The organism is Modestobacter sp. VKM Ac-2979 (assembly GCF_026967995.1).
Taxonomy (GTDB): domain Bacteria; phylum Actinomycetota; class Actinomycetes; order Mycobacteriales; family Geodermatophilaceae; genus Modestobacter.
This window is the reverse complement of record NZ_JAPVBO010000004.1, coordinates 298110-319318: the sequence shown is the minus strand read 5'-3', so window position 1 is coordinate 319318 and position 21209 is coordinate 298110. Positions and strand designations below refer to the sequence as shown.

At 75.0% G+C, this 21209-nt stretch carries 23 protein-coding genes; 10 read left to right on the top strand and 13 right to left on the bottom strand.

Annotated elements, in window-relative coordinates; genetic code table 11:
* Positions 1–11: 11 nt before the first annotated feature.
* On the bottom strand, positions 12–758 hold the full coding sequence (locus tag O2W15_RS13590) for an SOS response-associated peptidase (RefSeq protein WP_269164648.1): 747 nt from the start codon (positions 756–758) through the stop codon (positions 12–14).
* Between the two features lie 141 nt (positions 759–899).
* Between O2W15_RS13590 and O2W15_RS13585 the strand changes: the two genes are divergently transcribed.
* The 3 genes from O2W15_RS13585 to rsgA all read left to right on the top strand — a co-directional run bounded on the left by O2W15_RS13585 (position 900) and on the right by rsgA (position 4754).
* The gene (locus O2W15_RS13585; protein WP_269179796.1) at positions 900–2369 is read left to right on the top strand and encodes an NAD-dependent succinate-semialdehyde dehydrogenase; all 1470 of its coding nucleotides are present in this window, start codon (positions 900–902) and stop codon (positions 2367–2369) included.
* A gap of 91 nt (positions 2370–2460) precedes the next feature.
* Positions 2461–3741 carry a 3-phosphoshikimate 1-carboxyvinyltransferase gene (aroA, locus tag O2W15_RS13580; protein WP_269179795.1) on the top strand — a complete coding sequence of 427 codons (1281 nt, stop codon included), beginning with the start codon at positions 2461–2463 and terminating at the stop codon, positions 3739–3741.
* On the top strand, positions 3738–4754 hold the full coding sequence (gene rsgA / locus O2W15_RS13575; RefSeq protein WP_269179794.1) for a ribosome small subunit-dependent GTPase A: 1017 nt from the start codon (positions 3738–3740) through the stop codon (positions 4752–4754). The genes aroA and rsgA overlap by 4 nt, the downstream gene beginning before the upstream one ends.
* A 92-nt stretch (positions 4755–4846) precedes the next feature.
* On the opposite strand, the gene O2W15_RS13570 is transcribed toward rsgA, so the two are convergent.
* A complete protein-coding gene (locus O2W15_RS13570) occupies positions 4847–5578 on the bottom strand; it encodes a peptidase E (RefSeq protein WP_269179793.1) in 732 nt (243 codons plus the stop codon).
* 2 nt (positions 5579–5580) lie between these two features.
* Positions 5581–6117 carry a DUF2087 domain-containing protein gene (locus tag O2W15_RS13565; RefSeq protein ID WP_269164643.1) on the bottom strand — a complete coding sequence of 179 codons (537 nt, stop codon included), beginning with the start codon at positions 6115–6117 and terminating at the stop codon, positions 5581–5583.
* Between the two features lie 52 nt (positions 6118–6169).
* On the opposite strand from O2W15_RS13565, the gene O2W15_RS13560 reads away from it, so the two are divergent.
* Positions 6170–6352, top strand: a complete 183-nt coding sequence (locus tag O2W15_RS13560; protein ID WP_036340272.1) for a DUF2795 domain-containing protein — start codon at positions 6170–6172, stop codon at positions 6350–6352.
* A 165-nt stretch (positions 6353–6517) separates the two neighbouring features.
* A complete protein-coding gene (gene hisN, locus O2W15_RS13555) occupies positions 6518–7321 on the top strand; it encodes a histidinol-phosphatase (protein ID WP_036340275.1) in 804 nt (267 codons plus the stop codon).
* A 25-nt stretch (positions 7322–7346) separates the two neighbouring features.
* Here hisN and O2W15_RS13550 read toward each other — a convergent pair whose 3' ends face one another.
* The 3 genes from O2W15_RS13550 to O2W15_RS13540 form a co-directional block, all read right to left on the bottom strand.
* Positions 7347–7637 (bottom strand): hypothetical protein, encoded by a 291-nt coding sequence (locus tag O2W15_RS13550; protein ID WP_269179792.1) that lies wholly within the window; start codon positions 7635–7637, stop codon positions 7347–7349.
* A 98-nt stretch (positions 7638–7735) separates the two neighbouring features.
* Positions 7736–9124: an FGGY family carbohydrate kinase gene (locus O2W15_RS13545; RefSeq protein WP_269179791.1), complete on the bottom strand. Its 1389-nt coding sequence runs from the start codon at positions 9122–9124 to the stop codon at positions 7736–7738.
* Between the two features lie 81 nt (positions 9125–9205).
* Positions 9206–9907: a GAF and ANTAR domain-containing protein gene (locus O2W15_RS13540; protein ID WP_269179790.1), complete on the bottom strand. Its 702-nt coding sequence runs from the start codon at positions 9905–9907 to the stop codon at positions 9206–9208.
* A gap of 185 nt (positions 9908–10092) precedes the next feature.
* Between O2W15_RS13540 and O2W15_RS13535 the strand changes: the two genes are divergently transcribed.
* The 3 genes from O2W15_RS13535 to O2W15_RS13525 all read left to right on the top strand — a co-directional run bounded on the left by O2W15_RS13535 (position 10093) and on the right by O2W15_RS13525 (position 13935).
* Positions 10093–11316: a GNAT family N-acetyltransferase gene (locus tag O2W15_RS13535; protein ID WP_269179789.1), complete on the top strand. Its 1224-nt coding sequence runs from the start codon at positions 10093–10095 to the stop codon at positions 11314–11316.
* Positions 11317–11401: 85 nt separating this feature from the next.
* On the top strand, positions 11402–12799 hold the full coding sequence (locus tag O2W15_RS13530) for a cystathionine beta-synthase (protein WP_269179788.1): 1398 nt from the start codon (positions 11402–11404) through the stop codon (positions 12797–12799).
* Positions 12796–13935: a cystathionine gamma-synthase gene (locus O2W15_RS13525; protein ID WP_269179787.1), complete on the top strand. Its 1140-nt coding sequence runs from the start codon at positions 12796–12798 to the stop codon at positions 13933–13935. Before O2W15_RS13530 ends, O2W15_RS13525 begins: the two co-directional genes overlap by 4 nt.
* A gap of 66 nt (positions 13936–14001) precedes the next feature.
* Here O2W15_RS13525 and map read toward each other — a convergent pair whose 3' ends face one another.
* Entirely contained in the window at positions 14002–14772 is a 771-nt protein-coding gene (gene map / locus O2W15_RS13520; protein ID WP_269179786.1) for a type I methionyl aminopeptidase, read from the bottom strand.
* A 45-nt stretch (positions 14773–14817) separates the two neighbouring features.
* On the opposite strand from map, the gene O2W15_RS13515 reads away from it, so the two are divergent.
* The gene (locus tag O2W15_RS13515; RefSeq protein ID WP_269179785.1) at positions 14818–15087 is read left to right on the top strand and encodes a helix-turn-helix domain-containing protein; all 270 of its coding nucleotides are present in this window, start codon (positions 14818–14820) and stop codon (positions 15085–15087) included.
* An 81-nt stretch (positions 15088–15168) separates the two neighbouring features.
* Positions 15169–16041 carry a glycosyltransferase family 2 protein gene (locus O2W15_RS13510; protein ID WP_269179784.1) on the top strand — a complete coding sequence of 291 codons (873 nt, stop codon included), beginning with the start codon at positions 15169–15171 and terminating at the stop codon, positions 16039–16041.
* Between the two features lie 4 nt (positions 16042–16045).
* Here O2W15_RS13510 and O2W15_RS13505 read toward each other — a convergent pair whose 3' ends face one another.
* The 6 genes from O2W15_RS13505 to galT all read right to left on the bottom strand — a co-directional run bounded on the left by O2W15_RS13505 (position 16046) and on the right by galT (position 21142).
* On the bottom strand, positions 16046–16234 hold the full coding sequence (locus tag O2W15_RS13505; protein ID WP_269179783.1) for a ferredoxin: 189 nt from the start codon (positions 16232–16234) through the stop codon (positions 16046–16048).
* Positions 16231–17505 (bottom strand): cytochrome P450, encoded by a 1275-nt coding sequence (locus O2W15_RS13500; protein WP_269179782.1) that lies wholly within the window; start codon positions 17503–17505, stop codon positions 16231–16233. The genes O2W15_RS13505 and O2W15_RS13500 overlap by 4 nt, the downstream gene beginning before the upstream one ends.
* Positions 17506–17583: 78 nt before the next feature.
* Positions 17584–18456 carry a polysaccharide pyruvyl transferase family protein gene (locus O2W15_RS13495; protein ID WP_269179781.1) on the bottom strand — a complete coding sequence of 291 codons (873 nt, stop codon included), beginning with the start codon at positions 18454–18456 and terminating at the stop codon, positions 17584–17586.
* A 42-nt stretch (positions 18457–18498) separates the two neighbouring features.
* On the bottom strand, positions 18499–18786 hold the full coding sequence (locus O2W15_RS13490; protein ID WP_269164630.1) for a GNAT family N-acetyltransferase: 288 nt from the start codon (positions 18784–18786) through the stop codon (positions 18499–18501).
* A 50-nt stretch (positions 18787–18836) separates the two neighbouring features.
* On the bottom strand, positions 18837–20000 hold the full coding sequence (galK, locus tag O2W15_RS13485; protein ID WP_269179780.1) for a galactokinase: 1164 nt from the start codon (positions 19998–20000) through the stop codon (positions 18837–18839).
* A complete protein-coding gene (galT, locus tag O2W15_RS13480; RefSeq protein ID WP_269179779.1) occupies positions 19997–21142 on the bottom strand; it encodes a galactose-1-phosphate uridylyltransferase in 1146 nt (381 codons plus the stop codon). The genes galK and galT overlap by 4 nt, the downstream gene beginning before the upstream one ends.
* Positions 21143–21209: the final 67 nt, after the last annotated feature.

Here is a 21209-nt window from a genome sequence, read left to right as displayed (position 1 = left end):
TCGGGGGACGGTCAGAACAGGGCGGGCTGGTCGGCGGGCTCGCTGACCGACTCCGCCCGTGCGGTCAGCTGCGGCCCGTTGTTGGCCACGTTGCCCACGGCCGCGCCGACCGGGCGGATCTCCAGGCGCTCGACGTACTCCGGCGGCGTCGGGCCGGCCAGCTCGGTGACGTCCTCGCGGGCCGGGTCCAGCCACTCCGCCCAGCGGTCCGGCGGCAGCACCAGCGGCATCCGGTGGTGCACCTCGGTGAGCGCGCCGACCGCGGGGGCGGTGACCACGGTGCAGGTGTACAGCCGGTCCTCACCTCGACCCCACACCTCCCAGAGCCCGGCGAAGGCGAGCCCGGAGCCGTCCTCCGGGGTGACGTAGAACGGCTGCTTGCCGGGGCGGTCGTGGCGGGGCGCCCACTCGTACCAGCCGTCGGCCGGGACCAGGCAGCGCCGGCTCGCCGCGGCGGTGCGGAACGCGGGCTTCTCGGCCAGCGACTCGACCCGGGCGTTGAGCATCCGGTTGCCGACGGAGACGTCCTTGGCCCAGGAGGGCACCAGGCCCCAGCGCACGGCCCGGAGCTCGCGGTGCCCGCCGCCGGTGAGCGCGCCCTCGGCGTCGCGCTCCTTCTTGTGCCGCACCACGTACACGTCCTTGGTGGGGGCGACGTTGTGGTCGGCCGGCAGCGGCGCCTGGCCCTCGACCGGGACGGCCTCGAACTCCAGTGCCAGGTCCTCCGGACGGCGACTGGCGGCGTAGCGACCACACATGCGGGGCTCCTCCCGGACGACGACCTCACCGAGCCTAGGTGCGCCCACCGACGGCCCGCCGTGCGTCACCTGGCAGAAGAGGGGTAGGACGGGGACACAGACCCGACGCACCGCGACGAAGCACGACGGAGGGCACAACACGTGACGACCACCCAGGCTCCCTCGACAGAGCAGCCGAAGACCGCCAGCGACGCAGGCGCACGCCCGTACGCGACGGTGAACCCCTACACCGGGAAGACGGAGAAGGAGTTCCCCTTCCTGGAGACCGACGCCATCGACGGCGTCGTCGAGCAGGCCCACACCGCCTTCGGCGACTGGCGCCGCCGGTCGGTGGAGGAGCGCGCCGCCGTCGTCGGACGGGCCGCCGAGCTGATGCGCGAGCGGCAGGACGAGTTCGCCGCCCTGATCACCCGGGAGATGGGCAAGCGGATCCAGGAGGCCGCCGGTGAGGTCCAGCTGGCCGCCAGCATCCTGGACTACTACGCCACCAACGGCCCGCGGTTCCTGGCGCCGAAGCCGATCGACGTGATGGGCGGCGGCGAGGCCGAGGTGCTCAACGAGCCGATCGGCGTCCTGCTGGCGATCGAGCCGTGGAACTACCCGCTGTACCAGGTGGTGCGGGTGGTCGGCCCGAACCTGACCCTGGGCAACACCGTCCTGCTCAAGCACGCGGAGAACAACCCGCAGTGCGCGCTGGCCCTGGAGCAGCTGTTCCGGGACGCCGGGGCCCCGGAGGGCGTCTACACCAACCTGTTCCTGCGGATCGCCGACGTCGAGCAGGTCATCGCCGACCGGCGGGTGCAGGGCGTGACGCTGACCGGCAGCGAGCGGGCCGGGGCGAGCGTGGCCCAGCTCGCCGGCAAGCACCTCAAGAAGTCGGTGCTGGAGCTCGGCGGCAGCGACCCGTTCATCGTGCTCGACGCCCCTGACCTGGGCCGCACGGTGAAGGCCGCGACCATGGCCCGGATGGCCAACACCGGCCAGGCCTGCATCGCGGCGAAGCGGATCATCGTGCTCGACGAGGTCTACGACGACGTCGTCGCCGGCCTGCAGCAGGCCTTCGGCAGCTTCGCCCCCGGCGACCCGGCCGACCCGGCCACGACGCTGGGCCCGCTGTCCACCGAGCGGGCCGCGCAGGACCTCGCCGCGCAGATCCAGGACGCCGTGGACAAGGGGGCCACCGTGCTGGCCGGCGGCAACCGCCCCGAGCACGACGGCGCCTTCGTCGAGGCCACGCTGCTGGCCGACGTCACCCCGGAGATGCGGGCCTACCACGAGGAGCTCTTCGGCCCCGCGGCCGTCGTCTACCGGGTGAAGGACGCCGACGAGGCGGTCGCGCTGGCCAACGACAGCGACTTCGGCCTGTCGGCAGCCGTCTACAGCGGCGACACCGAGCGCGCCCGGGCGGTCGCCGACCGGCTGGAGTCCGGGATGGTCTGGATCAACCAGCCCTCGGGCTCCTCCGCGGAGCTGCCCTTCGGCGGGGTGAAGCGGTCGGGCTACGGCCGTGAGCTCTCCGAGCTGGGCATGTTCGAGTTCGCCAACCGGCGGCTGGTCCGCACCATGCCGCCGAAGAAGCAGGCAGCGCCGGCGCAGCACGTCGGAGGCTGACGCACGGGCGCCCCGGCCCCGGGCAGCTGCCCGGGGCCGGGGGGCGCCGTCACGGCGCCGGCCGAGGACGTCGGCAGGGCAGGATGAGCGCATGACCGAGGTCTGGACGACGCCTGCCCGCCGCACTCCGGTGGACGCCGTGGTGACCCTCCCCGGGTCCAAGTCGATCACCGCCCGCGCCCTCGTGCTGGCTGCGATCGCCGACGGGCCGAGCCGGCTGGTGCGCCCGCTCCGCGCCCGGGACACCGACCTGATGGCCGCCGGGCTGCGGGCGCTCGGGGTCGGCATCGCCGCCGACGGCGCGGACTGGCTGGTCACCCCGGGCTCGCTGCACGGGCCGGCCGAGGTGGACGCCGGGCTGGCCGGCACGGTGCTCCGGTTCCTGCCGCCGGTGGCCGCGCTGGCCACCGGGCCGGTGCGGCTCGACGGCGACGCCCGGCTGCGCGACCGGCCCAACGCCGGGCTGATCGCCGGCCTGCGCGACCTCGGCGTCCGGGTCGACGACGACGGCCGCGGCCGGGCCCCGTTCACCGTGCACGGCACCGGTGCGGTGCGCGGCGGTGCGGTCACCGTCGATGCCAGTGAGTCCAGCCAGGTGGTGTCCGGTCTGCTGCTGGCCGCGGCCCGCTTCGACACCGGCATCGAGCTGACCCTCGCCGGGAGCCTCCCGTCCCTGCCGCACGTGGAGATGACCGTGCGGACGCTCGCCGAGCACGGGGTGCAGGTGCGCCGGACCGACGGTGGCTGGCACGTCGCCCCGGGCCCGATCGCCGCCCTCGACCGCGTCGTCGAGCCCGACCTGTCCAACGCCGCCCCGTTCCTGGCCGCGGCCCTGGTCACCGGCGGCCGGGTGACCGTGCGCGACTGGCCGACCCACACCACCCAGCCCGGCGCGCAGCTCGACCAGCTGCTCACCGCGATGGGCGCCGCGGTGGCCCGCACGCCCGACGGGCTGCAGGTGACCGGGGGCGCCCGGATCGCCCCCCTGGAGGCCGACCTGGGCGAGGTGGGTGAGCTGACCCCGGTGCTCGCCGCGCTGTGCGCCCTGGCCGACGGGCCCTCCCGGCTCACCGGCATCGCCCACCTGCGCGGCCACGAGACCGACCGGCTGCAGGCCCTGGACGAGGTGCTCAGCGCCGTCGGCGCCCGGGTCGAGCAACTGCCCGACGGGCTGGTCATCACCCCGGGGCCGCGCCGGGCCGCGCGACTGGACTCCTACGCCGACCACCGGATGGTGCACGCGGCGGCGGTGCTCGGCCTGGCGGTCGACGGCATCGAGGTCACCGACCCGGCCGCGGTGACCAAGACGCTGCCGGACTACCGGGAACGCTGGGCCGGCCTGCTCGGCGAGGGTGCCGGGGTGCCCGCGTGAGCCGGAAGATGGACAGCCGGTCCGACGAGGACGACGTCCGCGTCCGGGCCTCGCGGCACGGCTCCCGTCCCCGCACCCGCACCCGCCCCACGCACGAGGAGGCCGTGCCCGGGCTGGTCATCGCGGTGGACCGCGGCCGGATGACGGTGCGGGTCGAGGGCCCTGAGGGCTCCCCGGTCGACGTGACCGCCATGCGCGCCCGCGAGCTGGGCAAGCACGGCGTCGTCGTCGGTGACCGGGTGCGGCTGGTGGGCGACACGACGGGGCGCACCGACAGCCTGGCCCGGATCGTGACCATCGCCGACCGGGTCACCTCGCTGCGCCGCACCGCCGACGACACCGACCCCACCGAGCGGATCGTGGTGGCCAACGCCGACCAGCTCGTCGTCGTCACCTCGATCGCCGACCCCGAGCCGGCTCTCGGCTTCCTGGACCGATGCCTGGTCGCCGCCTACGCCGGCGGGCTGTCGCCACTGCTGGTGCTGACCAAGTCCGACCTGGCCAGCCCGCAGCCACTGCTGGACCGGTACGCCGGACTGGAGGTCGACGCCGTCCCGATGTCCCGCGAGGCGCCGCTCGATGAGCTGGTGACCCGGCTGCGGGACCAGATGAGCGTGCTGGTCGGCCAGTCCGGGGTCGGCAAGTCGACGCTGTTCAACCGGCTGATCCCGGGCGCCTTCCGGGCCATCGGCGACGTGAGCAAGATCGGCAAGGGCAGGCACACGTCCTCCTCGGCGGTGCTGCTGGACCTGCCCGGGGGCGGAACCCTGATCGACACCCCGGGCATCCGCTCCTTCGGGCTGGCGCACGTGACCCCGCAGGACGTGCTGGCCGCCTTCGACGACCTCGCCGAGGCCGCGGTCGACTGCCCGCCCGCCTGCGGGCACACCGCCGCGGACCCGGAGTGCGCCCTGGACCCCTGGGCCGCCCAGGGCCCACCCGCAGCGCGGGAGCGGCTGGGCAGCTTCCGCCGACTGCTCACCGCCGTCGACCAGCTCACCCCCGGCCACTGAGGAAGGACCCCGTCCTCCTCATCCCTCGCGAGCTCGGGACGAGCCTCGGGACGGGGCCGAAGGGCCCGCGCCGAGCTTGCAAGGAGGGCCTCTCAGATCTCGCGAGGGGTGATCGCGCGCTCGGTCCAGCCGCCGCGGTCGTCGGGGTCGACGCGGTACGCGCGGGCGCCGGGCCGCACCGTGACCGCCTCCGCCAGGTCGGTGCCCCGGTAGTGCAGGCCCACGCCGTCCTCGGTCGCGTAGCCGGCGGGGAGGGCCCCGGCGGCCACCAGCCGGCGATAGGTCTCCCGGCGCGGCTGGGCGGTCAGGTCGTCGTGCACCCCGTTGCTGAACGGCACCAGCGCCAGGCCCTCGGTGAACGGGTCGAGCCGGTCGGACCACGAGTCGGTGGGCCCACCCACGTGCCAGCACAGGCTGCCCGCGCTCGGGCCGGCGAGCACCACCCCGGCCTCCCAGCACGCGCGCAGCACCGCCGGCAGGCCGTGTGCCCGCCAGACGGCCATCAGGTTCACCACGCTGCCGCCCTCGACGAGCACGACGTCCTGGGTGAGCAGGTGACCGCGCACGTCGGGGACGCTCGGCTGCGGGAACAACCGCAGCACGCTCAGGACGACGTCGTCCCGGCCACCGAACACCCGCTGGTACGCCGAGACCGCCGCCGGGTCATCGCCCACCGCCGTCGGGACGTAGCACAGCCGCACCGGCCCACCGCTCGTCCGGCGGGCGGCCCCCAGCGCCAGTACGTGCTCCAGGAGCGGGCGGTTGCCCCGCTCCCCCGGCTGCGGCTCGATGACCCCCGAAAACGCGAACACCTGCCGTTGCACCGTCACACCTCCACGTAACCGCCGCTGCGCCAGTAGACGCCCGACTCCCGGGTCAACAGCGCCTCGTCCACCAGGTATCGGCGGAGCGCGGCCACATCCGGGTGCCAGGCGGCCAGGAGTGCGTTGACCTCCCGCTCCGGGTAGCGGACGCCCGGCTCGAACACGTGCACGAGGTGCTCGAGCACGACCCGGCGCTTGCTGTGCTGCGCGGGGACGGAGACCAGCCTGCCGTCCCGGACGAACGCGCGCAGCACGGCGTCCGCACCCGGGTCGTCGGACAGCCGCGGCACGGGCGGGGCGGTGGCGGCCGCTGCCCGGGCCGCCTCCCCGAACCGCTCGGTGTGCAGCGCGAGCAGGTGACCGTCGCGGTGCACCAGGCCGGCCCGGGACAGCCGCCGTGCGGCCAGCGCGACGTCCTTCAGGGGCAGCCCCGACGCCTCGGCGACGTCGGTGAGGGTCCCCGCGCCGAGCGCCAGGGCGGCCACGACCTTCAGCCGCGCCGGATCGGCCAACAACCCGACGATGGTCCCGGCCTCCACTCCCCGACGGTATCCGTGCATCGCCGGCACGGCTGCGGGTACCCGGGGGCCCATGGTGAGCCCGATCGACATCCAGAAGGCCCTGTCCGGCATCGACTACCCGGCCAAGAAGGACGACGTGGTGAAGCACGCGGAGTCCCAAGGGGGCAGCGCGGAGGTCATCGACGCCCTCAAGGGGATCGACGACCAGGAGTACGACACCCCGGCAGCGGTCAGCAAGGCCGTCTTCGACTAGAAGGACCCCTTCTCCCCCCACCCCTCGCGAGCTCGGGGCGGGCCCCTGAGAAGGGGCCGTTCCAGTTCATCACCACGCTCGGCGCGGGCCCCTGAGAAGGGGCCGCTCCAGCACGTCGCCAGGCTCCGGGCGGGCCCGGACGGGCCCGCCCGCTAGGTTCGGGCCATGACGGCTGGTCAGCGGGGATACAACGAGGACATGCGCCTGGCGCACGTACTGGCCGATCAGGCGGACGCGATCAGCCTGGACCGGTTCCGGGCGCAGGACCTGCGGGTGGACACCAAGCCCGACCTCACCCCGGTCACCGACGCCGACCGCGCGGTCGAGGAGCAGCTGCGCAGCACGCTGGCCCGCGCGCGCACCCGGGACGCCGTGCTCGGCGAGGAGTTCGGCAGCACCGGCCGCGGCGACCGGCGCTGGGTCATCGACCCGATCGACGGCACCAAGAACTTCGTCCGCGGCGTCCCGGTGTGGGCGACCCTCGTCGCCCTGCTCGACGGCGACCTGCCGGTGGTCGGCCTGGTCTCCGCACCCGCGCTCAACCGCCGCTGGTGGGCAGCGGCGGGCACCGGCGCCTGGACCGGACGCCGGCTGGAGAACGCCACGCGCTGCACGGTCTCCCAGGTGGGCGCGCTCGCCGACGCGAGCCTGTCCTACTCCAGCCTCTCCGGCTGGGAGGAGCAGGACCGGCTGGAGCCGTTCCTGGACCTGACCCGCTCGGTCTGGCGCACCAGGGCCTACGGCGACTTCTGGAGCTACATGATGGTCGCCGAGGGCGCCGTCGACGTCGCCTGCGAGCCGGAGGTCTCGCTGTGGGACCTGGCCGCCCTCGACGTGATCGTGCGCGAGGCCGGCGGCGCGTTCAGCGACCTGGCCGGCAACGCCGGGCCGGCCGGCGGCAGCGCCGTGGCCAGCAACGGCGTCCTGCACCCCGACGTGCTGACGGCGCTCGCCCCCCGGGGGGAGTGAGCGCCGTCGGCACGGGTCGAACGGGTCAGGACGAGGTGCCCGGCCCCGTGCCGGAGCCGCCGCGGCCGCCCTGCACCCGGCGCCGGACGTCCTGGAGCTTCGCCAGGGTCTTCGGGTCGCTGGCCAGCTGCTGAGCCTTGTCCGTCGCCTGACGGATCACCTGCCTGCCCTTCGGGCTGTTCGCGACCTTGTCGAACTTCGCCCGGGTCTTCGGGTCGTTGGCCAGCTGCTGGGCCTTGTCCGCCGCCTGGCGGAGGACCTGCTTGCCCTTCGGGCTGTTCGCGAGCTGCATGACCTTGTTCATCAGCGACGCCATGGTGCGCCCACCCCCTTGCTCTCCTGCGGTTCCCGGTCGGGCCGCTCGTCGACGTCAACGGTGCCAGCAGCACCGACGTTCCGCGCGACGGGCCGGCATCAGCCCCGGGCGGCTGCCCAGCGTGCGCGGACGGCGCCGGACTCCGCCGCCCGCCCCGGCTCGACGACCGGCCCGGCCGCCCGTGCGGGCACCAGGTCCAGTCCCACCCCGCGGGCGGCCAGCACCGCGGCGCCGGCCGCCGATGCGCTCCGGACCTGCACGTGCTGGACCGGTCGGGCGAGCACGTCGGCGAGCAGCTGCTGCACCCCGGCGTCCCGCGCTCCCCCACCGGTGAGCACGACCGGCCCATCGGCGCCCGGCCCGAGCAGGTCCAGCGCCGCCGCCACGGCGCACGCCACGCCCTCCAGCGCCGCGCGGGCGAGGTCTGCCCGGGTGGTGTCGGCCGACAGCCCCGTCCAGCCACCACGGTCGGTCGGCCCGGCCACCCCACCGCGCTCGCCGGTCAGGAACGGGGAGAACACCGCTCCCCCGGCCCCCGGCCGGGTGGTGGCGAGGGTCGCGGCGAACGTCGGCCAGTCCAGGCCCAGCACCTCGCGGACCCAGGCCCAGGCCGTGCCCGCGTTCTGCAGCGCGGCCATCGCGTACCAGCCGTCCCCGGCGTCGCCGTAGCAGTGGACGGCGGGCTCCGCGGCCGGCCGGGGCGCCACACCCGGCCGGATCACCTGGGCCCCGGACCCGAGATTGACCTGGACGCCGGTGCGGGTGCCGGCGGCCAGCAGGGCGAGCGGCGTGTCGGCACCGCCGACCACCACCGGCACTCCCCGGCCGAGCACCCGCGCCGTACCGACGACGGTCGACCCCGGCCGGACGGCGGGGAGCAGGGCCGGGTCGACGCCGGCCGCGGCGGTGGCCGCGGTCGACCAGCGGTCACCGGGCACGTCCCACAGCAGGGTCGCCGACGCGTCGCTGCGATCGGTGACGGCGGGGTCGGCGCCGGGCACGAGGGCGGCCCGGACGGCGTCCTTGGGCAGCAGCACCGTCGCCGCCCGGGCCACCAGCTCCGGGTGGTGCACGCCGAGCCAGGCCAGCAGCGGACCGGTCATCCCGGCGGCCAGCGGGTTGGCCAGCGCGGCGCGGTCGCGCTCGGGGAGCTCCCGCCAGCGGTACAGCTCCGCGGTCGCCCGCTGGTCGGGCCAGAGCAACGCCGGGGCGAGCGCGGCGCCGGACCGGTCCACGAGCACGGCACCGTGCATCTGGCCGGAGAACCCGAGGGCCGCGACAGGCCGGGCGCCCAGCGTCGCGGCCACCGCGGTGAGGGCGTCGTCCAGCGCGCGCCGCCAGACGGCGACCTCCGTCTGCGCCCAGCCCGGCTGCGGACGCGCGACCGGGTAGCCGACCTCGCTCTCCGCGACCACCGCCCCGTCGAGGTCCAGTGCGGCGAGCTTGAGCCCGCTCGTGCCCAGGTCCGCGCCGAGCACGACGGTCATCGGGCGCTCAGCCCCGCTGCAGGTCTGCGCTGGGTCACGCCCTGATCCTGGCCCCGTCCGCGAGCGTGCCGCCAGCCGCGGTCAGCTGCCGCGCAGCAGCCCGGTGGCGGTGAGCTCCTCGGCGATGTCGCGCAGCTTGACGTTGGTGCGCTGCGAGGCGTGCGTGAGCAGCGTGAACGCCTGCTCGGAGGTGACCTTGTAGCGCTCCATCAGGATGCCCTTGGCCTGCTCGATGACCGCGCGGGAGGCCATCGCCTGGCGCATGTTGGCCACGTCGTCGGTCGCCCGGGCGGCCGCCTCCGCGTTGCCGACGGCGATCGCGACGAAGGCCGCCACCTCCTCCCCGGCGGTGACGTCGACGTCGCCGAAGGCACCGGGGTGTCGGGCGTAGTTGTTCAGCGCGCCGATGTTCGCGCCCTGGAAGGGCAGCGGGATCGACAGCGAGCTCCGCACCCCCAGCTCCGCGACGTGCCGCGCGTAGTCGGGCCAACGGTCCTCGTGCCGCATGTCCTCGACGAGGAAGACCTCCCCGGACCGCCCTGCGTCGAGGCACGGGCCGTACCCGCGCTCGTACTGCAGCTCGTCGGCGTCCATCGCGATCTGCCCGTCGAAGGCAGCGGTGAAGGCGCGGTCGTCACGGATCAGCGTGATCGAGGTGGCCTCGGCACCGGGGATCGCGCGGTGGGAGATCTGGACGATCTCGGTCAGCACCTCGGGCAGCTCCCGCCCCGCGAGCACGACTCCGGCCAGCTCCTGGTGCAGCGCGCCAAGGCTCTCGGTCATCGTCTCGGGGGTTCCCTCTCCAGTCCGGCGGGTGGGCCGTCGGTTCGACGTCCGCCTCCGGCGGGTGGCATGCCCGACCGGCCGACCGAGCGTATACGCCGTAAACGCGTCTGCCGCACAGCCGGGCACCGAATCCGGCCCGGAACTCGGTTGCCCCGCCCCGACGTCCGCGCCAGGGTCCGGGGATGACCGCGACGGCAGCAGCGGAGCAGCTCCTCCCCGGCGGTCTCCTCCTGCGGAGCTGCCGCCCCGGCGACCTGGCGCAGGTGGGCGCACTGTTGAGCGACCGTGGCGAGCCGGCGGACGCGCTGGACCAGCGGCTGGTCGTCGAGGACCCGGACACCGGCTGGGACGCCACCGCCGTCGTCGTCGACGGGGACCGGGTGGTCTCCACCGCCACCCTGCTGGCCGAGTCCGTTCGGCTGGAGGACGTCGTCCTGCCCGCGGGTCAGGTCGAGCTGGTGGCCACCGACCCCGCCTACGAGGGCCGGGGCCTGGTGCGTGCGCTGATGGCCTGGGCGCACGACCGCTCCGCCGCCCGGGGCGACCTGCTGCAGGTGATGATCGGGATCCCGTACTTCTACCGGTTGTTCGGCTACGAGTACGCGATCGACGTCCCCCCGGCCCGGCCGGTGCGCTCGCTCCCGGATCCGGACCCCGGGCTGCGGCCCGCCACCCCGGCGGACCTGCCGACGCTGGCCCGGCTGCAGGGCGCCGCCCAGGCCGGCGCGGACGTCGCGATGCCGCACCCGGCTGCCCGGCTGCGCTGGCTGGTGGCACACGAGGCGAGCACCACCTGGGTGCTGGAGCGGGACGGCGCGGTCGTCGCCTCCGCCCGGGTCCCCGAACCCGACGACGACGTGCTGGTCGCCGAGCCGACCGCGGTGGACGACGCCGCGGCCACCGGGTTGCTGGCCGGGGTCGCCGCCCTCGCCGCCGGCCGGCCGGTGCGGGTCACCGACCGCCCGGGCAGCCTCCCCGGCCGCGCGTGGGCCGACCGGCTGGGCGACGGGAGCGACCTGGCCGAGCAGTACTACGTGCGGGTCCCCGAGCCGGGTGCGCTGCTGGAGGCGCTGCGGCCGGTGCTCGGCCGCCGGGTCGCCGCCGCCGGAGCCGATCGCGGTGGACACGACATCGTGGTCTCCACCTACCGGGCCAGCTGGCGGCTGCCGGTCACCGACGACGGGCTGGGTCCGGTGGTCCCCGGCGGGCGGCTGCAGGCCCCCGGCACGGTCCGCGGCGCGGGCGTCGCCCCGGACCAGCTGGGCGCCCTGCTCTTCGGACCGCACGGCATGCACGGGCTCTCCCGTCGCCGACCGGACGTGTACCCGGGCCGGGACGCCGACTTCTACGCGGCGCTCTTCCCACCGCTGCGTGCGGACCTGCTCACCTACTACCTGCCGTACTGACGCATCCCCGCGGCGTCTGGTGGGATGGTCGGGTACGCCGGTGCGCGCGATCCGCCGCCGGCCCACCCGCAGAGCAGGAGCCCCCGTGCAGTACGCCGAGTCCGTCGTCGAGCTCATCGGCAACACCCCGCTGGTCCGGCTCAACACCGTGACCGCCCACCTCGGCCCGGACGCGCCGCTGGTGCTGGCCAAGGTCGAGTACGTCAACCCGGGCGGCTCGGTGAAGGACCGGATCGCGCTGCGGATGGTCGAGGCCGCCGAGGCGTCCGGGGCCCTGCGGCCGGGCGGGACGATCATCGAGCCGACCAGCGGCAACACCGGCATCGGCCTGGCCATCGTCGCCCAGACGCGCGGCTACAAGTGCATCTTCGTGTGCCCGGACAAGGTGGGCCAGGAGAAGATCAACGTGCTCAAGGCCTACGGCGCCGAGGTGCACGTCTGCCCCACCGCCGTCGACCCGGCCGACCCGCGCTCCTACTACTCGGTCTCCGACCGGCTGGCCCGGGAGACCCCCGGCGGCTGGAAGGCCGACCAGTACGCCAACCCGAACAACCCGCGCTCGCACTACGAGACCACCGGGCCGGAGATCTGGACGCAGACCGACGGACGGATCACCCACTTCGTCACCGGTGCGGGCACCGGCGGCACCATCTCCGGCGTCGGCCGCTACCTCAAGGAGGCGAGCGAGGGCCGGGTGCAGGTGATCGGTGCCGATCCGGAGGGCTCGGTCTACTCCGGCGGCACCGGCCGGCCGTACCTGGTGGAGGGCGTCGGCGAGGACTTCTGGCCCGAGGCCTACGACAAGTCGATCGCCGACGAGATCGTCGCGGTCTCCGACGGCGACTCCTTCGCGATGACCCGGCGGCTGGCCCGCGAGGAGGGCCTGCTGGTCGGCGGTTCCTGCGGGATGGCCGTCGTGGCGGCCCTGCGGGTGGCCGAGCGGCTGACGAAGGACGACGTCCTGGTCGTGCTGCTGCCCGACGGTGGCCGCGGCTACCTGAACAAGATCTTCAACGACGAGTGGATGGCCGACTACGGCTTCCTGGACGCCGGCGGCGGCGAGACCGTCGGCGAGCTGCTGGACGCCAAGTCCCGCAGCACCCCGACGCTGGTGCACACGCACCCGAACGAGACGGTGCGCGACGCGATCGACATCCTCCGCGAGTACGGGGTGAGCCAGCTGCCGGTCGTGAAGGCCGAGCCGCCGGTCACCGCCGGCGAGGTGGTCGGCTCGGTCGCGGAGAAGGCCCTGCTGGATGCGCTGTTCACCGGCCGGGCCTCGCTGGCCGACCCGGTGGAGCGGCACATGTCCGCCCCGCTGCCGATCATCGGGTCCGGTGAGCCGGTCTCGGCCGCGGTCGGGGCGCTCGGCGACGCCGATGCCCTGCTCGTGCACGTCGACGGCAAGCCCGCCGGCGTCGTCACCCGGCAGGACGTGCTGGGCCACCTCGTCGGCATCCCGGCGCCTACGGTGCAGTCGTGACCGGTTTCAACACGCGCGCCATCCACGCCGGGCAGGAGCCCGACCCCGCCACCGGCGCGGTCATCCCGCCGCTGCACCTGACCACCACCTACAAGCAGGACGGCGTCGGCGGGCTGCGCGGCGGTTACGAGTACAGCCGCAGCGCGAACCCCACCCGGGACACCCTGCAGACGGCGCTGGCCTCCCTCGAGCAGGGCACCCGCGGGCTCGCCTTCGCCTCCGGGCTCGCCGCGGAGGACACCCTGCTGCGCACCGTGTGCCGGCCCGGTGACCGGATCGTGCTGGGCGGCGACGCCTACGGCGGCACGTACCGGCTGATCTCCCGGGTGCTCGAGCCGTGGGGCGTCACCCACCAGCCGGTCGACCTCAACGACCTGGACGCCGTCCGCGCCGCGGTCGCGCCGGAGACGACCCGGGTGATCTGGTGCGAGACGCCGAGCAACCCGCTGCTCAACGTCTCCGACATCGCCGCGCTGGCCGAGATCGCGCACGCCTCGGGCACGCTGCTGGTCGTCGACAACACCTTCGCCAGCCCCTACCTGCAGCAGCCGCTGACCCTGGGCGCCGACGTCGTCGTCCACTCCACGACCAAGTACCTGGGCGGGCACTCCGACGTCGTCGGGGGTGCCCTCGTGGTCGCCGACACCGAGTTGGGTGAGCGGCTGGCCTACCACCAGAACGCGATGGGTGCGGTCGCCGGCCCGTTCGACTCCTGGCTGGTGCTGCGCAGCCTGAAGACGCTCGGGGTCCGGGTGGACCGGCACAGCGCGAACGCCGGCCGGATCGCCGAGTGGCTCCTGGAGCACCCGGCCGTCGGCGACGTGCTGTACCCGGGGCTGCCGCAGCACCGCAACCACGACATCGCGGCCAAGCAGATGTCCGGCTTCGGCGGGATGATCTCGTTCCGGCTGAAGGCGGGCGAGGAGGCAGCGCTGCGGGTGTGCGAGCGCGCGCAGCTGTTCACCCTGGCCGAGTCGCTCGGTGGCGTGGAGTCGCTGATCGAGCACCCGCACCGGATGACCCACGCCAGCGCCGCCGGTTCCCCCCTGGAGGTGCCGGCCGACCTGGTCCGCCTGTCCGTCGGCATCGAGGACGTAGAGGACCTGCTAGCCGACCTGGACCAGTCCCTCGCCTGATCGCCGTTGTGCGCTCGCTGTCGGTTCCTCGGCTGAGAAGCGACAGTGAGCGCACAACGGCGGGGGTCACCGGGGGGCGGTGAGGATGCGGGGGCCGTCCTCCGTCACAGCCACCGTGTGCTCGACGTGCGCGGCGCGGCTGCCGTCGGCGCTGCGCAGCGTCCAGCCGTCGGCGTCGACCCGGTAGTCGTCGCTGCCGCCGGCCAGGAACCACGGCTCGATGGCGATCACCAGGCCGGCGCGCAGCTTCAGCCCGCGACCGGCCCGGCCCTCGTTCGGCACGCTGGGCGCCTCGTGCATGGACCGGCCGACGCCGTGGCCGCCCTGGTCGGTGTTGATGCCGCAGCCGCCGGCCCGGCCGACCGCACCGATGGCGGCGGAGATGTCGCCGATCTTGTTGCCGACCACCGCCGCGGCGATCCCGGCGGCCAGCGCCCGCTCGGTGGTCTCCACCAGCTGGACGTCCTCCGGCCGGGGCGTGCCGATCGGGTAGGTGCGGGCCGCGTCGCCCACCCAGCCGTCGAGGGTGGCCCCGGCGTCGACGCTGAGCAGGTCGCCGTCCTCCAGCTCCTCGGACGTCGGGATGCCGTGCAGGGCCACGTCGTTGACCGACAGGCAGAGCACGCCGGGGAACGGCGGCGTGCTGTGCAGCGGCGCGTAGCCGAGGAACGGTGAGGTGGCGCCGGCGTCGGCGAGGACCTGGCGGGCGACGGCGTCCAGCTCGGTCAGCCGCACCCCTGGTGCGGCCAGCGCGTGCACGGCGGCGTGCATGTCGGCGACCACCGCCCCGGCGGCGCGCATGGCGTCGATCTCCCCGGGTGTGCGCAGCTCGATCATCTGTGGTCCTTCCGGGATTGGTATCCCGGTATTACTATCACGCCCATGGTCCGACCACCGCTGAGCCCCGAGGAACGTGAGCGCGGCCGCCGACTGGGTGCCCTGCTTCGCGCGGCCCGCGGCGACCGGTCGCCCGCCGAGGTCGCCGCCGCCTCCGGGGTGAGCCTCGAGGCGCTGCGGAAGATCGAGTCCGGCCGGGTGCCGACCCCCGCGTTCTTCACCGTGGCCGCACTGGCCGGCGCCCTCGACCTGCCACTGGACTCCCTGGCCACCGCGCTGCACACCCCGACCGAAGGCACCGCCCTCATCGCCTGAGCCCCCAGGGGGCAGGCCCGGTGGCCGGTCCCACACCGCGACCACCCGTGCCGTGCCGGGCAGCCGGGTAGGGGGCTCGTCGTGAGCGAGCCCCGAGTCAGCGTCGTCATCGCCACCATGGACCGACGTGAGTCGCTGCTGCGGTCGCTCGACCGGCTGGACTCCCCCGGCTGGCCACCGGTGATCGTGGTGGACAACGGCTCCACCGACGGGACTGCGGACGCCGTCCGGGCCGGCCACCCGCGGGTGCAGGTGGTCGAGCTGCCGACCAACGCCGGGGCGGTCGCCCGCACCCACGGGGTGCAGCGGGCCACCACCCGCTACGTCGCCTTCGCCGACGACGACTCGTGGTGGGAGCCGGGTGCGCTCGCGGCCGCGGCCGACCTGCTGGACGCCCACCCGGGGGTGGCGGTGGTGGTCGGCCGGGTGCGGCTGGCCGGTGACGGCAGCGAGGACGCCGTGACCCGCAAGCACCGCGCCGCGGTGCTCGGCCGCTCCCCCGCCGGGCCCGACGTGTTGAGCTTCCCGGCGTTCGCCGCCGTCGTCCGCCGCGACGCCCACCTGGCCGTGGGCGGGTTCTCGCCGCTGCTGTTCTTCGGCGGCGAGGAGCACCTGCTGGCCCTCGACCTCGGCGCTGCGGGCTGGCAGCAGGTGTTCGCCGAGGACGTCGTCGCCTGGCACGACCCCGCCGGACCCGACCGGCCGAGCCCGGCCCGCTGGGCGCTGCAGACCCGCAACGACGTGCTCGTCGACTGGCTGCGCCGACCGCTCCCGGTGGCGCTCGCCGCGACCGGGCAGCTGGCGCGCCGCGCCGCGCGGGATGCCGCCGCCCGCCAGGCGCTGGCCGGGGTGCTGCGCCGACTGCCTGCCGCACTGCGCCGGCGCCGGCCCGTGCCGGCCGAGCTGGAACGGCGGTTCGCCACCGCCCTGCGCCCGCTGGACCAGGCGGGTTGAGCGGTCAGTCCTCGTCGACCAGGGTGAGCGCACCGGTGGGGCAGGCGCGCACCGCGGTCTCCACCGCCGTGAGGTCGGTCGGCTCACCGACCTGGAGCACGCCGTCGGCGTCGAGCTCGAACACCTCCGGTGCCTCCATCTCGCACACCCCCGCGCTCATGCAGACCTCCCGGTCGACCACCACGCGGGTCATCTGGCGCCGGCCAGCCGCGCCGGCAGCCGCTTGAGGCCGTTGACGAACGAGGACTCCAGCCGGGCCGGCGGCCCGACCACCTCGAGGTCGGGCAGTTGGTCGGCGAAGGCCCGGAAGGCCACGCCGATCTCCCGCCGGGCCAGGTGCGCGCCCAGGCAGAAGTGCGGACCGCGGGAGCCGAACCCGACGTGCGGGTTCGGGTCGCGGGACAGGTCGAACCGGTGCGGGTCGGCGAAGACGGCGGGATCGCGGTTGGCCGCGCCGTAGAACAGCAGGAACTTCGACCCGGCCGGGAAGGACTGCCCGGACAGCTCGACGTCCTGGGTGGCCGTCCGCCGCATCCAGGTGATCGGGCTGGTCCAGCGCACGACCTCCTCCACCGCGGTGCGGGTGAGCCCGGGGTCGGCGGCCCACCGGTCACGCTCGGCCGGGTGCTCGGACAGCGCGAGCACGCCCTGGGAGATCGCGTTGCGGGTCGTCTCGTTGCCGGCGACCAGCAGCAGGATGAAGAACGAGGCGATCTCCTGCCGGGTCAGCCGTTCGCCATCGACCTCGGTGCTGACCAGCGCGGTGGTCAGGTCGTCGGCCGGGTGGGCGTGCCGTTCGGCGGCCAGCCGGGCCATCAGGCCGGCGAGCTCCTCCCCCGCCTTCAGGAAGGCGGTGACCATCTGCTCCTCGTCCTGGACGAGCTCCGGGTCGCCGCCGGAGAGGATGACGTTCGACTGCCGCAGCACCATCGCCCGGTCGCCGTCCGGGATGCCCATCACGTCGCAGATGACCCGCAGCGGGATCGGTGCGGCCAGGTCGGCGACCACGTCGATGGTGCCGTCGCCGTCCTCGGCGGTCCGCCGGGCGCGGGCGACCACGTCGTCGGCCACCGCCTGCACGTTGCCCACGAGCTCCGCCAGCACCCGGGGCGTGCACGCCTTGGCGACGATGCGCCGGATCTTGCCGTGCCGGGGGTCGTCCATGCTGATCAGCGAGCCGTAGAACTCGTTGAGGTCCGGCGGCATGTCGGCGATGGACACCGCGCCGGACCCGGAGGAGAACAGCGCCGGCTGGCAGCTGATCGCCTCGACGTCGGCGTACCGGGTCACCGCGTGGTAGCCGGGGCCGGGCTCGATGTAGGGGATCACCGGCTCGGCGAAGAAGGCGAACGGGCGCTCGCGGCGCAGCTGGTCGTACACCGCGTGCCGCTGCTCCGGCGGCGCGCCCCAGAACGTCCGGTCGGACAGGTCGACGGTGTCCAGGTCCAGCGTCGGTGGGCTCACGGTCGGCCTCCAGGGCGGACGACGGGGACGCAGCACCCCGACGCTAACCCAGCCATGACCGGCGTCACAGACCCCGGCTCACCCGCCCGCGAGCTCCCGGAGGAACCACTCGCGGGCCGCCGCGTTGCCGGCCGCCCCGCGGCGGCGGGCCTCGGCCAGCTCCTGGGTCAGCGTGCCCGACAGCGCGTGCTCCAGCGCTGCGTCGAGGGCGTTGGCGTCGACCTGCTCCGCGGGCAGCACGACCGGCCAGCCGAGCGCCGCGGCCTGGGCGCTCACCTTGGCCCCGCCGACGATCGCGTCGCACGCGATCACCGGGACGCCGTGCGCCAGACCGAGGACCAGCGCGTGCAGCCGCATGCTGACCACGACGTCCGCCCGGCGGACCAGCGCCTCGACCTGCAGCGGGAACCGCTCGTGCGGCTTCTCGTACAGGTCCATGGTGAGCTCGAACCACGGGATGGCCCGGGCACCCAGCCAGCTCTCGATCGCGGCCCGCACCTGGGCGGCCCGGCTGCGGTCGCCGTACTCCTCCTGCGGCGGGGCGAAGGCCACGGCGACCACGGGGACGTCCGGCGTGGTCGTGCCGATCGCCAGGTCCGGCCGGGCGATGCCCGGGGCGTCCCGCTCCCAGACCCGGTGGAAGAGGCCACGCCCGGCGTCGGAGACCACCGAGACGTTCACCGCCCACCGCTGGGCGTCGGCGAAGGCCGCGGTCAGCTCCCGCAGCAGCGGGGTGTCCGACAGCGGACCGCTGACGAAGACCAGGTGGGTGTAGTCGGCCGGGTCGAGGTCGCGCCAGTTCGCACCCCGCTGGAGGTAGGGCGCCCAGGCGACGTCGTGGTCGATGCCGGCCTCGGTCAGCCAGCCGACCACCGCATCGGCACCCAGCTCGTCGCCGATGGTGGCGATCACCTCGTCGAAGCTGAACCAACCGGTGACCAGGACACGCATGTCCCCAGCTTCTCAGGCGCGCCGCACGCGCCCGCAGCGGCCTCAGGCCTCGTCGGCGACCAGGTCGCGGTACTCGGGGTGCCGCTCGATCCAGCCCTGCACGAACGAGCACATCGGGACGACGGTGCCGCCCTTGCTCCGGACGTCGTCCAGGGCGGCGCGCACCAGCGTGCTGCCCAGCCCGGAGTGCCCGGCGTCGCTGTCGACCTCGGTGTGGGTGAACACCACCTGGTCACCGCGGCGCTGGTAGACGGCCTGCCCGAGCAGCTGGTCGCCGTCCCGGATCTCGTAGCGGCTGTCCTCGGGGGCGTCTCTGACGGTCGGCTCCATGCTCTGCCGAACCCCCGTCGCGGTCAGGGTGTTCCCCCTGCCGCGACGGGTCAGGACAGCCGGCGAGCCGCCGGACCGGAGGTGACGGTGAGGACGCCGGGGGTGGTCAGGTCCTGCTCGCGGCAGGCGGCCACGACCGCCTCCTCGACGGCCGCGGCGTCCGCGGACCGGATCAGCGCGATCGCCGACCCCCCGAAGCCGCCGCCGACCATCCGGGCGCCGAGTGCACCCGCCGCCCGGGCCGCCGCCACGACGACGTCGAGCTCCACGGCCGACACCTCGTAGTCGTCGCGCAGCGAGGTGTGCGAACCGTCCAGCAGCGGCCCGATCTCGGCCACCCGCCCGGCCCGGACGAGCTCGACGACCGCGTCGACCCGCTGGTTCTCGGTGACCACGTGCCGGGTGCGCGCCTGCAGTCGCGGGTCGCTGAGCCGCTCCACGTCGGCCGGCGTGGCGTCGCTGAGCCACTCCAGGCCGAGCTGGCGGGCCGCCTCGTCGCAGTCGGCGCGCCGTTGGGCGTACTGGCCATCGGCCAGCGTGTGCTTGACCCGGGTGTCGATGACCATCAGCTCCAGGCCGGCCTCGGCCAGCCCGAGCTGCACCGGCTCGGTGCGGGAGTCCCGGGTGTGGATGAGCAGGGCCGAGCCCTCCTCTGCCAGCAGGGCGACGGTCTGGTCCATCCCGCCGGTGCCGGCGCCGACGACCTCGTTCTCCGCCCGGATCGCGGCCTGGATCAGCAGGTGCCGCAGCTGCTCGTCGTCGGTCCGGCCGGCCAGCTCGGCCGCCGACAGCGCCACCGCCGCCTCCAGCGATGCCGAGCTGGACAGGCCGGCGCCCAGCGGGACGTCGCTGCTGACCGCCAGGTCCAGCCCGGGCACCTCGACCCCGGCCTGCTGCAGCGACCAGAGCGTCCCGGCGGCGTAGGCGGCCCAGCCGGAGACCGCGCCGGGGCCCAGGTCGGCCAGCGTCCCCTCGAACGGCGCGGCGTCCGGGTCGGTGCTGCTGATCCGCACCCGGTCGTCGTCCCGCCGGCGCACGGCCGCGGCCGTCACCCGCGTCAAGGCGAAGGGCAGGCAGCGACCGCCGGAGTAGTCGACGTGCTCACCGATCAGGTTGACCCGGCCGGGCGCGGTCCAGACGCCGTCCGGCCGGCTCCCCCAGGCCTCGCGCAGCTCGGCCACCGCGAGGTCGGCCTGCGACCGCCCGTCGCTCACGACGCCACCTCGCGCAGCCGCTCGGCGATCCGCTCCGGCGTGGTGTCGTTGATCCAGGCGCCCATGCCGGACTCCGAGCCGGCCAGGTACTTCAGCTTCCCGGGCGCCCGCAGCAGCGAGAACAGCTGCAGGTGCAGCCGGCCCAGGTCGCGCTCCTCACCGGTCGGCGCCTGGTGCCAGCCGGAGATGTAGGGCACCCGCTCGACGCCGGGGTGGAAGCGGTTCACCCGGCGCAGCAGCTCCTGGTAGACCACCGCGAGCTCGGCGCGCTCCGCGTCGTCCAGCGCGGCCAGGTCGGGCACGTCGCGGTGCGGCGCGAGGTGCACCTCCACCGGCCAGCGGGCGGCCCGCGGCACGTAGGCGGTGAAGTGCTCACCGGCCAGCACCACCCGGGTGCCCTCGGCCTGCTCGGCGGCGAGCACGTCGGCCAGCAGGCTGCCGCCGGTCGCCTGCCGGTGCCGGCGGGCCTGCTCGAGCAGCTGGCCGGTGCGCGGCGCGACGACGGGGTAGGCGTAGACCTGCCCGTGCGGATGGGTCAGCGTCACCCCGATCTCCTGGCCGCTGTTCTCGAACACGAAGACCTCGGCGACCCCGGGATCGGCCGAGTGCGCCGCCGTCCGCTGCGCCCAGGCCTCCACGATCGTGCGCATCCGGGCTGCCGGCAGGTCGACGACGGCGGCGTCGTGGTCGCTGGAGAACACCACCACGTCGCAGTGGCCGTACGCCGGGGCGTCCGGCGGGCCGAACGGGACGGCGGGCGCCCCCTCGGCCGGGCCGGCGGTCAGCGGCGCGAAGCTGGGGAACCGGTTGGCGAAGACGGCGACGTCGTACGCGCTGTCGGGCACCTCGGTCGGGCGGGCCGGGTCGCGGGTCGGGTCGAGCGGGCAGTCGGCCGCGCTGGGCAGGAACGTGCGGTTCATCCGGTGCCCGGCGATCGTCACCCACTCACCGGTGAGGACGTCGTAGCGGACCTCCCCGGCCCGCGGCGCCTCGAGCAGCGGACGGTCGTCGGCCGTCTCGTGCACCGGACCGGCGGTCGCCTCGTCGTCGAAGTAGAGGATCGGCCGCCCGTCGGCCAGCGTGCGCTCGGTGACCTGCCCCGGCCATCGCTGTGCCGGGTCGGCGATCGGTCCCGCGTCCATCTGGAGGTCCTCCTCATCGCCCGGCGCCCACCGCGCAGCAGCACGAGTCTGCCCAACCGGCTCGGCA

Excerpts from the sequence above, each read along its gene's own strand:
- O2W15_RS13535 (WP_269179789.1), top strand. The coding sequence starts at position 10,093 with ATGACCGCGACGGCAGCAGCGGAGCAGCTCCTCCCCGGCGGTCTCCTC.
- O2W15_RS13560 (WP_036340272.1), top strand. The coding sequence starts at position 6,170 with ATGGTGAGCCCGATCGACATCCAGAAGGCCCTGTCCGGCATCGACTAC.
- O2W15_RS13515 (WP_269179785.1), top strand. The coding sequence starts at position 14,818 with ATGGTCCGACCACCGCTGAGCCCCGAGGAACGTGAGCGCGGCCGCCGA.
- O2W15_RS13545 (WP_269179791.1), bottom strand. The coding sequence starts at position 9,124 with ATGACCGTCGTGCTCGGCGCGGACCTGGGCACGAGCGGGCTCAAGCTC.
- hisN (WP_036340275.1), top strand. The coding sequence starts at position 6,518 with ATGACGGCTGGTCAGCGGGGATACAACGAGGACATGCGCCTGGCGCAC.
- aroA (WP_269179795.1), top strand. The coding sequence starts at position 2,461 with ATGACCGAGGTCTGGACGACGCCTGCCCGCCGCACTCCGGTGGACGCC.
- O2W15_RS13490 (WP_269164630.1), bottom strand. The coding sequence starts at position 18,786 with ATGGAGCCGACCGTCAGAGACGCCCCCGAGGACAGCCGCTACGAGATC.
- galT (WP_269179779.1), bottom strand. The coding sequence starts at position 21,142 with ATGGACGCGGGACCGATCGCCGACCCGGCACAGCGATGGCCGGGGCAG.
- O2W15_RS13550 (WP_269179792.1), bottom strand. The coding sequence starts at position 7,637 with ATGGCGTCGCTGATGAACAAGGTCATGCAGCTCGCGAACAGCCCGAAG.
- map (WP_269179786.1), bottom strand. The coding sequence starts at position 14,772 with ATGATCGAGCTGCGCACACCCGGGGAGATCGACGCCATGCGCGCCGCC.
- O2W15_RS13540 (WP_269179790.1), bottom strand. The coding sequence starts at position 9,907 with ATGACCGAGAGCCTTGGCGCGCTGCACCAGGAGCTGGCCGGAGTCGTG.
- O2W15_RS13505 (WP_269179783.1), bottom strand. The coding sequence starts at position 16,234 with ATGACCCGCGTGGTGGTCGACCGGGAGGTCTGCATGAGCGCGGGGGTG.
- O2W15_RS13495 (WP_269179781.1), bottom strand. The coding sequence starts at position 18,456 with ATGCGTGTCCTGGTCACCGGTTGGTTCAGCTTCGACGAGGTGATCGCC.
- O2W15_RS13590 (WP_269164648.1), bottom strand. The coding sequence starts at position 758 with ATGTGTGGTCGCTACGCCGCCAGTCGCCGTCCGGAGGACCTGGCACTG.